Annotated in this window: 11 protein-coding genes and 1 pseudogene; all 12 read right to left on the reverse strand. The window is 44.5% G+C overall.

The window, feature by feature from the left end; translation table 11 throughout:
- Positions 1 to 225 precede the first annotated feature (225 nt).
- Positions 226 to 966, reverse strand: coding sequence for a DUF3553 domain-containing protein (locus FXF62_RS10195; protein WP_149518643.1), 741 nt, complete (start codon positions 964 to 966; stop codon positions 226 to 228).
- A 138-nt stretch (positions 967 to 1,104) separates the two neighbouring features.
- The gene (locus tag FXF62_RS10765) at positions 1,105 to 1,260 is read right to left on the reverse strand and encodes a hypothetical protein (RefSeq protein ID WP_187984270.1); all 156 of its coding nucleotides are present in this window, start codon (positions 1,258 to 1,260) and stop codon (positions 1,105 to 1,107) included.
- Positions 1,261 to 1,510: 250 nt separating this feature from the next.
- A complete protein-coding gene (locus FXF62_RS10200; protein ID WP_149518672.1) occupies positions 1,511 to 1,780 on the reverse strand; it encodes an SH3 domain-containing protein in 270 nt (89 codons plus the stop codon).
- A 48-nt stretch (positions 1,781 to 1,828) separates the two neighbouring features.
- Positions 1,829 to 2,251 (reverse strand): annotated as a pseudogene (locus tag FXF62_RS10940) (GH25 family lysozyme); the annotation flags it as partial.
- A gap of 92 nt (positions 2,252 to 2,343) precedes the next feature.
- A complete protein-coding gene (locus FXF62_RS10205) occupies positions 2,344 to 2,754 on the reverse strand; it encodes a phage holin family protein (RefSeq protein WP_149518644.1) in 411 nt (136 codons plus the stop codon).
- Positions 2,755 to 2,764: 10 nt separating this feature from the next.
- On the reverse strand, positions 2,765 to 3,112 hold the full coding sequence (locus tag FXF62_RS10210) for a hypothetical protein (protein WP_149518645.1): 348 nt from the start codon (positions 3,110 to 3,112) through the stop codon (positions 2,765 to 2,767).
- On the reverse strand, positions 3,112 to 3,345 hold the full coding sequence (locus tag FXF62_RS10215; RefSeq protein ID WP_149518646.1) for a hypothetical protein: 234 nt from the start codon (positions 3,343 to 3,345) through the stop codon (positions 3,112 to 3,114). Before FXF62_RS10215 ends, FXF62_RS10210 begins: the two co-directional genes overlap by 1 nt.
- Positions 3,346 to 3,357: 12 nt before the next feature.
- Complete coding sequence (locus tag FXF62_RS10220) at positions 3,358 to 7,443, reverse strand: phage tail spike protein (protein WP_149518647.1); 4,086 nt, start codon at positions 7,441 to 7,443, stop codon at positions 3,358 to 3,360.
- Positions 7,440 to 8,138: a phage tail protein gene (locus FXF62_RS10225; RefSeq protein ID WP_149518648.1), complete on the reverse strand. Its 699-nt coding sequence runs from the start codon at positions 8,136 to 8,138 to the stop codon at positions 7,440 to 7,442. The genes FXF62_RS10220 and FXF62_RS10225 overlap by 4 nt, the downstream gene beginning before the upstream one ends.
- Positions 8,138 to 12,565 carry a phage tail tape measure protein gene (locus tag FXF62_RS10230; protein WP_149518649.1) on the reverse strand — a complete coding sequence of 1,476 codons (4,428 nt, stop codon included), beginning with the start codon at positions 12,563 to 12,565 and terminating at the stop codon, positions 8,138 to 8,140. The genes FXF62_RS10225 and FXF62_RS10230 overlap by 1 nt, the downstream gene beginning before the upstream one ends.
- 199 nt (positions 12,566 to 12,764) lie before the next feature.
- Positions 12,765 to 13,058 carry a phage tail assembly chaperone G gene (gene gpG, locus FXF62_RS10235; RefSeq protein ID WP_048791884.1) on the reverse strand — a complete coding sequence of 98 codons (294 nt, stop codon included), beginning with the start codon at positions 13,056 to 13,058 and terminating at the stop codon, positions 12,765 to 12,767.
- A gap of 44 nt (positions 13,059 to 13,102) precedes the next feature.
- Positions 13,103 to 13,687 carry a major tail protein gene (locus FXF62_RS10240; protein WP_149518650.1) on the reverse strand — a complete coding sequence of 195 codons (585 nt, stop codon included), beginning with the start codon at positions 13,685 to 13,687 and terminating at the stop codon, positions 13,103 to 13,105.
- Between the last annotated feature and the right edge of the window lie 17 nt (positions 13,688 to 13,704).

Genomic DNA, 13,704 nt, shown 5'->3' on the forward strand with positions numbered 1-13,704 from the left:
TTGTAGCATAATTTATTGATGATATGAAGATAACACTCAAATAAACTCAAATGGTTAATAAAATCAACTTTTTTTGATTATTGATATCTGGATAATAGCTGGATAAAATAAATCTAACGTAGTCAAAACGTAGTCAATTTTTTGCCCGCATAGTTGAGACAATGACTTTTTGAAAGTCTTTTTTTATTAAAACAGACCGACATCACTGTCAGCCTGTCCCAGACTTTATTCAAAATCTAACAAATCACTTTCTACAACCGCTTCAAGCGCTAAAGATTTTCTTCCCTTATCTTCAAAATCAATAGTGATTGTGTTGTCTTTAACTTCTATCACTTTACCTGTTCCAAATGATGGATGTTTGACTGTTGATCCTATAACGCCTTTGTGAGCCTCAATCCATTCTTTGACTTTCTCGTTTTCTTCTTTATCTTGAAGAAGACCAGACTGTTTCATCAATTCGACTACCTCGAAATATCCATCTACAAATGTCTGTTTGAAATCAGAACCCATAGATAATTCTGAACGTTTTACAGGTTCTCCCAAACCTAACATCAGGTGGATAGCTTTCAAAATGACATCATCAGAGACGTTGCGACTATCAAGCTGCCCACCGACTGCGTCGCCATAAACACCATAAAAATGGCCGTCTTCACCATCGTGACCGTAAATATCCATGATATTACTTGTCTCAAGATTGCAATATACTGCTCCGTCTTCGTTTACAATAGCATACGCTACATCATTGTTTTTAATAGTTTCAAGTAGCTCTTTTGCGATTTCCATTTCCAATTCCTCCGCATAATCTGTTAATTTGATGGCATTTTCTAAACTCATTTTTTCGATTGGGGTTTTACCTGTAACCCATCTACTAATTGTCGTGCTACCTATTCCAGTAGCTTTAGAAATTTTGTAGGCCGTCAATTTTTTTAATAATTTTTGAATTTTTTTAAAATCTGCTTTACTCATTTATTATTATCTCCTGAATACCAAGCGATTGCTACTGCTAAAATTGCTATAAATAATATAATTTTCATCTTGATTTTTCTCTCACTTTCATATACAATGAAAGGCAAGGAGAGCTTGCGCTCTCTCACCTTCAAGCGATTATCTCTTCCGTGGTCTACCAAACTTAGGAGCGATTTTCGCTTTTTTATTTTGCTCTTTTAGTACCTTGTACCAAGAGCGACTTTCCTTTGAAATTGCTACTGCAATTCCAATCATGACCGTGACCCGTGCTAGCCACTCGTCTATGCTGTCCATTTGTATCACCTCCTTACATTATTTATTGTACTACATTATAATGCACTAGTCAACACTTTTTGTTGATTTTTTTATTATTTTTTAAAAATTTTAAGTCTATTATTGAGGAAATTTTTAAAATTTTCCGTTTTATAGAAAATTATTTATCTAACATCATATAAAAAAGCCCCAGCCTTTTCGGCCGGGGGTAGATTAAAATTTAAGAAATTATATTTTTTTGTTTGTCGCAGTTTCCGCTGCGTTTTTTTATTTACGACAATTGACCCCACAGATCAATGCGGTTCCCAGCTTCGTCAGTTTGACCAATAGCTAGGTAGTTACGATTGCCGGAATCTCCGACATAAGAAATCCAGCGATAGCCATCGTTTGAGCCTTTAGAGTCGTAATGGACTTTTTCGCCCGGCTGATAAACTGCCACGATTTCACTGTCCAAGCTAGGTGCTCGGCGGACATTGATTGGAGAGTCGCCGACCGTAAAAGTGGCATCTTCTGGGAAGAAAGGCGCCTCGTGATTTTCCATGACTTCGGTAATCGCTTCTTTTAGCTCAGCTTTAGGTAAAGACTCGCCTTTTGGACGAAATGCTGTTGGATACAAGATAGAGTATGGAAAAGCAACGAGGTTAAACACACCCCCGATGCCTTCAGGCCCAGCAGCTCCTCCTTGGTTTTGACCAAGGAACCAACCTTGAGTGCCATCTATATCCCCAGCGAAAATAGCGATATGGGAAACAGGTGTGAGGTCTGTTTCCATAAAGACGGCGACATCGCCTTCTTCCATTTCTTCTACTTCGTCAAAGTAGTCTAGCATACCGTTTGTATGCCGTTGCTCCCAAATGTCTTTAACAAAGCCAGAGACTGTACAGTTAGCAAACGGCACGCCTAACCAAAGGCAGTATTTAGCATATCCATCCCAACACTGCCAGCTAAACCAGCCGTCAATATCAAAGCCATACCCAAGAACTTCGTCCTGAAATAATTTATACTTACGCATATTATTTTCTCCTTTTTAATTCAAACGCTGCAAACCAAAAATAGGTTGCAGCAAAAGCAAACAGAGCAAGCTTCAGAGCCTGCTCTATTATTCTATTTTTTATCATTTTTATCCGAATTTGATATTTTTTCAACAAATTCTCGAAAGAATGTTGTGTTAATACCTAGTTTATCAAAATTTTCCAGAATAGATTTTAGCTCAAAAAACAGATAACCAAAATAAAGTATCTGTAGAGCTCCAAGTCCGATTCCTTCAGGCAGCAAAATAGAAAGCGGAATGCAGAAAGCTAGTAAAGCGATACTAGCAATCTTGCGAATAATTCCGTTGATCCCTTCTTTGCTGCGAAATTCAATGTTTGGATTGAGCTTAGCGGCCAGAGTTCCTGTGAGGAAGTCAATAGCCATAGCGCCCATGATGAGCGCTAAAGTAAACACAATCAGTTCATCTTGCGTATCGATTAAGTCACGCAAGCTGTGTGACCATTCCAAAACGTTAGCCTGCATTCATCACCCCTTATTCTTCTCTGCTTGCCTGTGCTGGCTCTGTCCAATCTGGGTTACCCTCTGCGTCAAAAGCCATGATGTAGTACTCAAGGTTAAACAAGTCAGCAACGTTGATGGTTGTTGCTGTCCCGCCCCATTGAGTAAATGCCCAGACAGTTTCCACGTCTTTGAACTGACGACGGCCATTGACGATGACAGGGCGCTTTTGGACATCGCGGTACATATAAAAGTCATTCGTCGCATTTTTGCAGCGGATGAACTCACCATTTTCCTTCATGTATTTGAGAGCGGTTGCCAAATCAAAAGGTTCTGTGATGTTTTTAAGATCGAGTAAAGTGTTTTCAGCAGTTGTAGTCATTATGCTTCCTCCAATGTTTCTTTTTGTAATTTTTCTTTTGCTTCTTCAAAAAGTTCTTTTAATGCTGCGTCCGAAGCTAACACAGCATTCAAGCTATTGAATTCTTGCTCTAAGAGTGAGCTTTTGCTTCGCTCTACAATAAGCAGAGATTGCAGTTCAATTTCTGATTGTGTCTTCTCTGCTAGCTGATTTTTGTACTCAGCTAGCATGTAAACGTACACGTTTTCGTCCATATTTTCTCCTTCTTACGAGATTCCGTAATTATAACCATAATTTTGAAAAAGCTCTCTGACTTTATCTCTCATGGCTCCTGTCATTGTTACCTGATTACCTGACGCATGCTCCCAAAGTCGCCACAAGGCCGCTACAGACTCCTCTAGCTTGACCCAATCCCGACCATTCGGATTTCGGTGCTTTGGCACGACAAAGTTTCGTGCCCAGATTGCTGACTCTTTTTGCCAAGTAGCGGGAGTCATCCGCTGCGTTACCGCATTGATATTCCATCCCACATCCCCTTGAGCGTGACGAAGATATGTATTGTCTCCGTATAGTCTCAGGGAATCTTCAATTCCCGCCTTGTTTGAGTTTTCGACCACTAGACCCGCAAAAGTAACCGAATCAAACTTCTCGCTTCCGTTTCGATTACTTCCGATAATCGTCCGAGTATAATCCACGTTACCTTTTCGCTCGGTCTCATAGCGCATAAATTGCGTCGGGTGACCAGGTAATACCCGCTTGATTGCGGCTGTGTTTGAGGACATGATCAGCGTATTTTTGTTTAAGTCAAAAGTCAGGGATCCATCAATTGACCTCAACATCCCACCTTTGACCTGCTCAGCCGTAAAGTCAATAGACTGTAGTCTATTGATAAAGGCATCTTTTGCCATCAGCTTTCTGAGCAGAGCCTCGCCCGCCGTTAGCTTTTCGAGCAGGGCATCATCTGCCTTGACCTTATCAGCCGTCACGGCATTAGCTCCTAACACTTCCGCTGTCACTGCGCCTGCTGCCAGATGAGGTGTTGTGATAGCTCCTGCGGCCAAGTCACGGCCAGTGATAGAGCCGTCCACGATTAAATCACCCGTTATCCGCATGAGCTTTGTGATGGCCTGCATGCTCTCAGGATTTTGGACGAAAAGACTAGCCAAAGTCTGACCGTTGACAACCTTCCCAGTCCCAAGAACGATCTGACCGGGTGTGATGCTGATGTCGGTCTTCTTGAGGCTTTCCCCAATTTGACTAGATATAGTAGCAAACTGCCCATCAACTGTCTGACGATACTCAGCAAGTTTGGTCTCAGAGCTGATTTTCAGCTCCTCAAATCGCCTGCTTATGCCTTTAACGTCTTCTGCATATGTAGCCTTGCCCACATAGCCAGCCTCAATAAGCTTGCGCTCGGCTGTCAGCTGACGGGCCGTCTCCTCATGACTGTAAGTACGCAGAGCTTCGGTTCTTGTGCCGTCTGCGTTAACATAAGCCTGCACAGCCGACAAGTCAGTCCGCAAGCCTTGAGCTGTGCGTTCGAAGACTGCCTTAGCCTCGGTGATGAGGCCTTCAGTGTCTTCAAGGGCAGGCGACCAGCTGGAAGGAATAGTCGCTTTCTCGATTTTAAGAAAGTCCGCCACAGAATCGTTTGGTGACAGATTAAGCAGATTGCCTGTGAAAAGATAGTCTGTATTTAATTCGACAAATTTATCGCCCTTGAAAAGCAAGACTGCATCCTCTTTGTTGCAATTAAATTTTATTCGCAACTCCGAATACGGTTTTGAGATTTTAAATGGCTTTCTAAAGGATCCTTCTTGGCTTATCCAAACAACGCCGCTATATGTTCCGTCATCCCAGCGAAATTGCAATTGGAGAGTTGGTCTAGTCGTGTTTCGGGTAGTCTTTGCTTCAAATCTGTATGTTTCAGCTCCAAAACTTGCTTTGACAGGCGTTGTATTAAAGACTCCCATCAAATTCCGCCCGCCGACCGACAGGCTGGCCAGTTCCTCACGCAGCTTTCCAGCCTCTGCTGTTATTAAGGCTTTATCAGCCTTGTCCTTGGTTGCGTTAAGAATTTCTTGTCGGATAGAACCAGCCTGCACCTCAAACTCAGTTGTGCTCAATTTTGAGTCCAGCTTGTTCTGCGTGTCAGTCTCGAGCGACTTGACCGACTGTTTGATGCTGTCAGAGAGTAAGGTCAGGGCGCTTGAGTCCGCTTTGGTCTTGAGCCCCTCACGCAAGCTGGACACCCCAGCTTCGAGCGAGTCGGCTCGTTGCTTAAAGGTTGACTCAATCGCAGTGACCCGCTCGTCTTGGTCTTCAGTGTTTTCGCTGTAGTCGGTCGCAATTGTGCCGTGCTCAAGTTTGAGTCCAGCTACATATACCCGATTATCAGCGTTAAACCGCTCAATTCGTGGCAAGATAAAGCCTGATTCTGTGATTTTAAAAGTTACGACAAGTCGCTGCCATTCATTTGAAATCACTAATGAAGATACATTTAGCGATACTCTGGCTTGTGGATTGGCTGAATTATGCACAAAATATACATTTGCTTGATCATTTTCGGCACTACTCTTGATGTAAAAGCTGAAAGTGTACGTTTCGCCCTTTTTGGCTTCAAAAGGTTGCGAAAGCCCGATCCACGAGCCGGCACGGCTCATGACTGTCAGACCTTTGTACTTTTCGGTCTCTCTCGTCCAATGGCCAATATTGATCCAAGACCCGCTAAAATCTTTGGTGCCTTTTAACAGATTGACTCCGCCGACCGACACACTCGCTATCCGACTTTTCAGCTCCTCCGCCGTCTGAGTGAGCTCAGACTTGCTGGCCTTGCCATCGGCCACGTTGGCCAGTTCTGCCAGTCTGCGTTGTGTGCTCTGCTCGTAGGTTGCCTGAGCAGACTTAACACCCGCTAGTTCTGTTTTAGTCGCATTGAGTGCTGCGACTTGCTTGCTGATCTCGGTTTCGTGCTGGCCTTGCTTGGTGCGGATATTCCCAACATCCGAACGGATTTGGGCAATGTTGCTAGTTAGCTGACTTTGAGCCTGTGTCAGGTTCGTCCTGACACCTGCAAGATCATTTTGAGCAGTGGCCAGCTTTCTATCAAAGTCTGACTTCAGTTGCTCCGTAACTTCACTCTTACTCTGATTGATTTTCAGAGTAAGTTGCTCGGTCATTGATGCTTTGACTTCTTCCGCTTTGGCTCTTGCTTGTTCGATTTCATCAGATAGGCTCTGCTCCATCTGGTTCATCTTCTGATCAAAGACTTTATCAGCGTTTTTCAACTCCTTCTCGAGCTTAACCTCAAAGTCCTGCTCAATGATTGCAGTCTCAGCCTTGACCAAGTCACTGACCATAGCATTTAAAGCCCCTCCCAGCGTTTGCTGGATAGTTCCAAATCCTACCGATTTCAGCTTTTTCCCCATCGGGGAGTAGCGATATTTGGTGATTTTCTTTCGGACATCAATCCCAAACTGCTCGTGATAGACACTTACAATGTCAAATATCTTGACAGGCACATCACCGACACCTGCCACATCAAGCTCCAAGCTATCCTCGATCATATCACACAAAGTCGTCCGATAGTATTGCTCACCATACTTAGTCAGGCTGGCAAGGTCCTTGACATCTTCGTCGGTGACCTCCATATCAGCCTCGTAGATATGCTTGTACTTGTTGATAAGAGGACTGTCCACAGTGACTCTCAGCCACTGCTCTTTCCTATTATCTCCTTCTCCGACCTCGATTTTCTTGCGAAAATGAATGCGTGTCCGCAGCTCTTTGGTCGAGGTAGTCTGTTGAGGACTTCTCATGTTCTTTTTGTACATAAAGAGAGCCTCAGTCTCAGAGCCTCCATTTTTCAGCAGACTCACTTGATACTTGTCGCGCACCAAGTCACCGCCCCATTGACCAACGATAGAGTGTTTCTCTTTGATCAGAGCGTCCATCACTGAGATATTAGCTGCATTAAAAGTATGCTTATCAGTGATATCAGAGTAAAAGCTAAAAGGACAATCTCTCAGGATTGCCCCAGCTAGTGCAGTCATCACTACATTCCCAGCCACCCTATCGACATTGATAGAGCTGATAGAGTGGTAGTTGAGTAGTGTCGCTACTTGATTTGCATAGACTGTGACATAGCCTTGCTCTTTGACAATTTCAAAGATGGTAAACTCTTGCTCACCATCCAAATCATCCGATATAAGCTTGGTCTCTTCTGTCAGCAACTTCCATTTATCATTATTGAGGGGGTATTTAAAGGTCAGTTGATAGGTACTGTTGCCTTCTTGGTAGATTTCATCAGCCCAAGCTGCATTTAGAGGGGTATTCCCCTCTTTTAAGTAAATCAAACCTTATACCTCCAATTCCCTTTAATTGTGATTTTTCGGATATTGCCTGACACAGACACACCAGACCGCCCGACAGGGATCTCAAAGAATGGGCCTCGTTTTCGTAGAGTATTCTTGATATTCCCATTTTTATCATAGACATTCTGCCGCTTGTGCTGGCACACAATCGTCGCTTTTGTATCTAGCGTCAAGTGCATAGTCTGTTGACCGATAGTCAGAGAGACATCACCCGAGCCCTCCAATGTAATGACAGGCTCAGAGTAGACGGTTCCTGTATTGGTCACAGTACCATTTCCAGTCAATACCACATCCTGCGCATTTTTTTCGTACCGAAAAGGCTGCATTTCAAGCTTGATTTCAAGCGTCCAGGCATGCGGGCCGTTAGGACTATAGGAAGCCTCTAAAAAGTCCGCATAAAAAAATGAACCAGGCTGATATCCAAGCTCAATCACATTGAACTTTGGCTGAAATTTCTCCACAATCGTTGAAATGTCTAGCATTTTAGGCACATAGAAAGTAAATGTCCGTTCATAGCTCTCGTAGGCTCCGTCAAGGATAGATTCAGAGCCGTTAGCTCCATGGATGACCACCTTCTCCGTCGCTCTCGGTGTTGCCGTCTGTGCCTTACCAAAGTCAGTCACATAGCAGTTGGAGAGCGTCGAAGTATTAAAATTATTGATAATCATGTAGTACATCAGATTCCCTCCCTTGCCATGATTCTAGCTTGTCTTCTGTAGATATTTTGTGCGAGAGGCTCGCCGTCTAGTATGGTGTCTGACGGCTTTTCGAGGATAGCTGTCAAAAGACTTTCCAAACTTGCCCTCAAAATGGCAATCTCAGACACCACCTTGTCCATATCTACCACATTTTGAGTCGTAGAAGACTGTACCACGATAGATTTGCTTGCTTGCTCCATTTCTCGGATGAATTTCGCATCACTCGGTATACCTACACCAGCAGCATACTTAGGGATTCCCATATTACGCATAAGACGTTTGGTCTTATAGGCTGGGAATACCTTTGTCCCTCGTGGCAAGTCCATTAGGACGTTACGACCTTCTGGGATAAAGGTTTCACCTGTCGGAAAGCGAATCAACTCTCGATAAGTCTCGCCTCGTTGGTCGTTGACCATGGCAGGGCCACCGCGATGATAATTGGTCCCGTCTTCGTGATTTACCCATCTCTTTACAGTTTCAATGACTGTTGTGACGACACTTGGGATATTTCCGAGCGTATTGATAACTCCCCGAGCAACCCAAGACGCATTGTCAACAGCGTTAAGGTGTTTAGTCGGAGTAGGTGTGCTGTTAAAGCTATTCAAACCATCTACACCCTGACTGGATGCGCCAAGGACAGAACTTGGGTCTCCTGTAAGGAGCTTTGTCGGAGCTGCTGTGCTGTTAAAGCTGTCAACTGCTACTATCGCTTGACTTGACGCATTTTGAGTCGGCGTTGCGTCAGACGGCAGCGGTTTAGTTGGGGCTTCTGTACCATTAAAGTTATTAACGGCACCGATAGCCTTGCCGACCTCTACTACTGCCGAAGTAGAGTCTCCATTAAGACTCTTTGCAGGTACGATTAGATCGTTGAAATTCCAAGCCGCCCCAATCGCCTTACCAATTTCTGTCACAGCAGAGGTTGAGTCACCTTTCAGCTCCTTTGTCGGAGTGGCAGCCTGATTCCACATATCCAGCTTGGCAATGCTTAGCCCAGTATTTAAAAAGGCATTGTCACCATTGACCAAAAGGTCCTTAGGAAATGGATTGGCCATGTCCCAATTTTTCAGAGTCTCTGTAGAGCGAGAAACCGCCTTTTGAAACTCCTCATCTCTGGCCAGCAGTTCTTTCTGCTGCGGAGTTAGTTTATTGTAGTTTTCCAAAGCCTGCTTAGCCACATCTGCCTTGTTCATCACATCCTGATTATTCATCAGGAGTTGCTTGATTTCGGCAGGTAGACTATTCCAGATTGCTAGATGTTGCTGGCTATCAAAGATGGCCTGCAAGCCAGCCTGATTTTGGACGATGATTTTCTTCTCTTCCAGAGACATCTCTGCCCACTTGCCAGACTCAACCAGAGCTTCAGCGATCGTCGCCCGAGCATTAGAGTTAAGCTCTGCCTCTTTAGCAATAAACTTCAATTGCTCCCAGCCCTCAGCAGACTTCACAGCTTCGCCAATGACTTCCTTGACGTTAGATTTAACCTCGAATTGGTTGTTTTTGTTGATATTTCCAACTAAAAGAGACCAGGCATCATTTGCCTCCTTAGTCGTGGCTGACATCTCACTACTATATTTAGCAAGGATGCTGTGTGAGTTTCCTGCTTCTTTAGCAGCTTTAGAGGCTTTCTTCCCAATTTCTTCATAGGACAAGCCGTACTCTTCGAGGAGCTTTTTCGCTTCTTCCCAATAGTTCCAGCTCTGCCCTGTCCGCAGTTTGACCTTATCATCCAGAGTCTTCATGACTTCCAGATATTTCGTTGCCAGACCTTCCATAGTCTGATTGTGCTCGCTCTCGAGTTGCTTCATTTTGGCATTGTATTCCTGCCTTGTGAGCAATTTAGAGCTGAGCATCTCTTTCAGCTCTGCTTTAGACTCTTTGTAGAGGCTATTTTCTTCTTTCATAGCCTTTTCTAGGCTCTCTCTTGAGTGCTTGAGCTGAGTCTCATTTAAGCTAAAGATTTCTCCGTTCAGAGCCTGCAGAGCAGCCTTCTGCTCTTTAGCGGATAGGTTCATAAGCTCCAGCCTAGCAGTAATCATCTCTCTTTGATTATTAAGGACAATTTCTTTTTCTTCTTTGGAAAACTTGCTAGCATCACCGTTGTGGCGTTGATAGATATCATTGATTTGATTCATCATCGCCTCAGTGTTAGTCACCATTTGGTTGTTGTATTCCTGAGCTTTTGCCACTTGTTCAGGGCTTATGCCCCATTTATCGGCCAGTTCTTGTAGGCGCTTATTAGCTTTATCAGCAGAGCTAACCACTTCTTCATAAAGCTTTTTAAAAGATCCTGCTACTTTGTCAGCATCACCAGCATGAGTTCCAAAGTTAGCGACTGTATTACTGGTCTCATCAACTACCTTTTGGAAGCTACGCAAATCACTACGAGCTATTTCACTCAGCTGCGTACCAAATTCTTCCGCTTTGATTCGAGCCTTGTCTTTCTCGTTTCCGAGATAGACCAAGCCAGCCGCCGCTAAGCCGATGCCTCCAATCATAAGACCTACTGGTCCCCCTAGAGCAACCATAGCCTTTCCAAGGATCCCAGCCGAGCCAGATGCCGAAGTAGTGGCTCCGCTCAAGGCTGTAGCTCCAGTAGTTGCTGTAGCTGTCGCACTACTCAAAGCAGTTGCTCCACTGGTCGCAGATTGAAAAGCCTCCGTTAAGTTGCCAGTAGTCCGAAAAGCTTGGAAAGTCTTATGCAGGATAGATGCCCCGCCTGCTGCCTTGCTGAGTCCTTTTGTCAGCCAGCCAAGACCTTTGGTAAAACTACCGATAAGTCCAATCCCCTTACCAAATATAGTAAGAGCTGGACCAGCACCAGCAGCAAGCAAGCCCCATTTGATAATGTTCTGCTGTTGCTCAGTGCTCATATTGCTAAAAGCCTTAGCCATATCCGCCAAATTTTGAATCCATGGTTTAGCAGCTTGCAATCCATCTCGCATAGCTTTAAGCAAAGGTCCACCAAACTCAATCGCAATGTCCGTGATTTGATTCTTAAACATTTTGAATTGTGATTCAGTGGTCGCGTAGCGCTTGCTTGCTTCTTCAGTCAAAGCTGTATTTTTCTTCCAAGCACTATTTGAGCGATCAACTGCTGATGTCATCTTATCTGAGGCTAAAGCCAGAGATTTCAGCATGTTACTTTGACGAATGCCCTTCATATCCAGATCATCGAGGATGCCATTGACATTCTCTCCAGATTTATGAGCATTTTCCAAACCTTTGATAAAGGCTTGCAGCGCTTGGACAGGTTTTTCTTTCCATGCTTGCTGGAATTGTTCTGAGGTCATGCCTGCCGTATTGGCAATCAGCTCTAGTTTTTCAGCTGCACCTTTTCCAGTCAGAGATACCGCATTTCCGATAGCTGTCAGCGTTTGAGTCATGGCAGTACCACCCGCTTCAGCTTCGATACCAACCGAGCTCATAGCTGTTGCTAGACCAAGAATATCAGGAGCTGTCAGACCAGCCAAACGACCACCCGCAGCCAGACGATTGGTCATCTCTACGATATCCTTTTCAGTCGTCGCAAAGTTATTCCCGAGGTCAACCACAGAAGATCCGAACCGCGAGTAATCATCCGAGCTCAAGCCCATAATGTTAGCGACCTTAGCAATAGCCGTTGCCGCCTCCTCAGCGCTCAAGTTAGTTGACTCGCCCATATCGATCATGGTACGGGAGAATTTTAGGATATCTTCCGTCTTGATTCCCAGCTGACCAGCGACCTCAGCCACGTTGGCGATTTGGACTGCGCTTGCAGGCAATTCTTTCGCCATCTGGCGAATACCGCTGGACAGCTTCGCATAAGACACTGTGGCCGTCTCATCTACCGTCTTTTTAACACCAGCAAAAGCCGACTCATAGTCCATTGCTGCTTTGACCACAAGCCCTGCTCCAGCTACCAAAGGAGCAGTAACCCCTGTCGTCAGCTTGCCGCCAACGTCAGATACATTCTTACCAAACGTTTTGATACGCTCACCGTTTGTCAGTAGACTATCGCCTATTTTATTGAGATGACCGGCAAAGCTATTCTCTCGACCAACCGCTATCAAAGCCTGCTCCACTTTTCGGAGTTGACCTTCCATTGCAGCTAGTTTTGCATTTTCACGCTCGATTTCTGCGGCAGCCTTGTCAAACCGAGCTGTTCCAGGCTCTAGCTTATCAAAGCCTTTCTTCATCTCGTCCAAGACCTTGCGTTGAGCATCAATCGCCTGCCCTAAAGTCTTGTACTTTGCCTGTAGTAAATCAGCATTCTTTCCATTGTTTTTTAGAGAGCTATCCAAGGCTCGGACGTTGCTTTGGAAATACTTTACGGCATTTTTCGCCCCATTTAGAGTAGGATTAAACTTAGACACGTCCAACCCTAGCTCCACATACATTTGGCCTAAAGGTGTCCCACCTGCCATTTAGTTTCCTCCTGCTATATTGTTCCTAAAAAATCCGCCAGATCCATGACTTCTTCTTTATCAGCGGCTTCTGTGGTGTCCAGCACGCCCATCAAGTCCTCCCAGCTTGTCTCCATGACATCACGGATACTCATGCCGTAAGGACCTTCTGTAGCTTTTTTGACAAAGTTATAAAACCGCTTTAAAGCTTCACCGGGCTTTAAGCTTTCCCCTTTGGGTCCACATCACCCACCAAATGAGTGTAGATATCAGCAAAGATGGCAACGATTTGACCAAAGTCTGTAAACTCAAGCAACTGCTCTACTTCCACATCTTCAAACAGCGAAGCAATAAAGTTTAACTGCTTATCTAATTTCTCAACATCGCTCAAGTCATCAGTCAATGAGTCGTTTAAGACCAGATAATCACGATAATCTTTGGTGGTGATTTCCTTACTCGTTTTCAGGACATCTTCACCTTTTTCATTTTTGATTGTAAATTGTACCTTCGACATAGATTTTCCTTTCTAAAAAAGAGAAAAGGGCTCTCGCCCCTTCCTTACGCAGCTGCTCCCATTTTGAGCTGTCCCTTGAATTTTTTGAGCTTAGTGTCATCTTTGCCAATGTATTTGCAGTAGTATTGACCTTCTGTTGTAGCGTCATCACTTGCAATAGCAGCAAAGCTCAAGCTGTCTTCTGCCAGCTCCTCCTGCTTGTCTTTTAGCGTCTCTAGGTCTTCCCCATCCATTGAGAATTGACCCTTGAAAAAGCCGACATTTGCCATTTCGCCAGCAGCAGTTTTTGACTCTAACATCACAGAGCAGTAAGGAGAAACAGTATCAGCTCCCACACTGATGATGTCGTCTTTTACTGTGTGCCCAAGGATTTTGGCAAGTACAGTCACAGGGATATCTACAGCTGTAAGTTCCATTTTGACATCTCCGACTCCGCGATTAGAGACATGATAAGCAATATCACTGCCGTAGGTTTTGACAGGGTCACTAGCCAAGCCAGTGATTTTTGCGGTACGCGTAGCCCCCTTGTCTGTCTTACCTTCAATTACAAAAAGATTCGTACCCAAGGTCGGAGTAGCACTCCCATCCAAGATACGAATTGTCATACGTTTAAAACCAACTAATGCCATTACAGCACCTCTTCTTT

The sequence above is a fragment of the Streptococcus cristatus genome, assembly GCF_008369405.1.
In the GTDB taxonomy this organism is placed as follows: domain Bacteria; phylum Bacillota; class Bacilli; order Lactobacillales; family Streptococcaceae; genus Streptococcus; species Streptococcus cristatus_G.

Coding starts and splice junctions, on each gene's coding strand:
- FXF62_RS10230 (WP_149518649.1), bottom strand. CDS start 12,565: ATGGCAGGTGGGACACCTTTAGGCCAAATGTATGTGGAGCTAGGGTTG.
- FXF62_RS10195 (WP_149518643.1), bottom strand. CDS start 966: ATGAGTAAAGCAGATTTTAAAAAAATTCAAAAATTATTAAAAAAATTG.
- FXF62_RS10240 (WP_149518650.1), bottom strand. CDS start 13,687: ATGGCATTAGTTGGTTTTAAACGTATGACAATTCGTATCTTGGATGGG.
- FXF62_RS10200 (WP_149518672.1), bottom strand. CDS start 1,780: ATGGAAAATCACGAGGCGCCTTTCTTCCCAGAAGATGCCACTTTTACG.
- FXF62_RS10215 (WP_149518646.1), bottom strand. CDS start 3,345: ATGGACGAAAACGTGTACGTTTACATGCTAGCTGAGTACAAAAATCAG.
- FXF62_RS10210 (WP_149518645.1), bottom strand. CDS start 3,112: ATGACTACAACTGCTGAAAACACTTTACTCGATCTTAAAAACATCACA.
- FXF62_RS10225 (WP_149518648.1), bottom strand. CDS start 8,138: ATGTACTACATGATTATCAATAATTTTAATACTTCGACGCTCTCCAAC.
- FXF62_RS10765 (WP_187984270.1), bottom strand. CDS start 1,260: ATGGACAGCATAGACGAGTGGCTAGCACGGGTCACGGTCATGATTGGA.
- gpG (WP_048791884.1), bottom strand. CDS start 13,058: ATGTCGAAGGTACAATTTACAATCAAAAATGAAAAAGGTGAAGATGTC.
- FXF62_RS10205 (WP_149518644.1), bottom strand. CDS start 2,754: ATGCAGGCTAACGTTTTGGAATGGTCACACAGCTTGCGTGACTTAATC.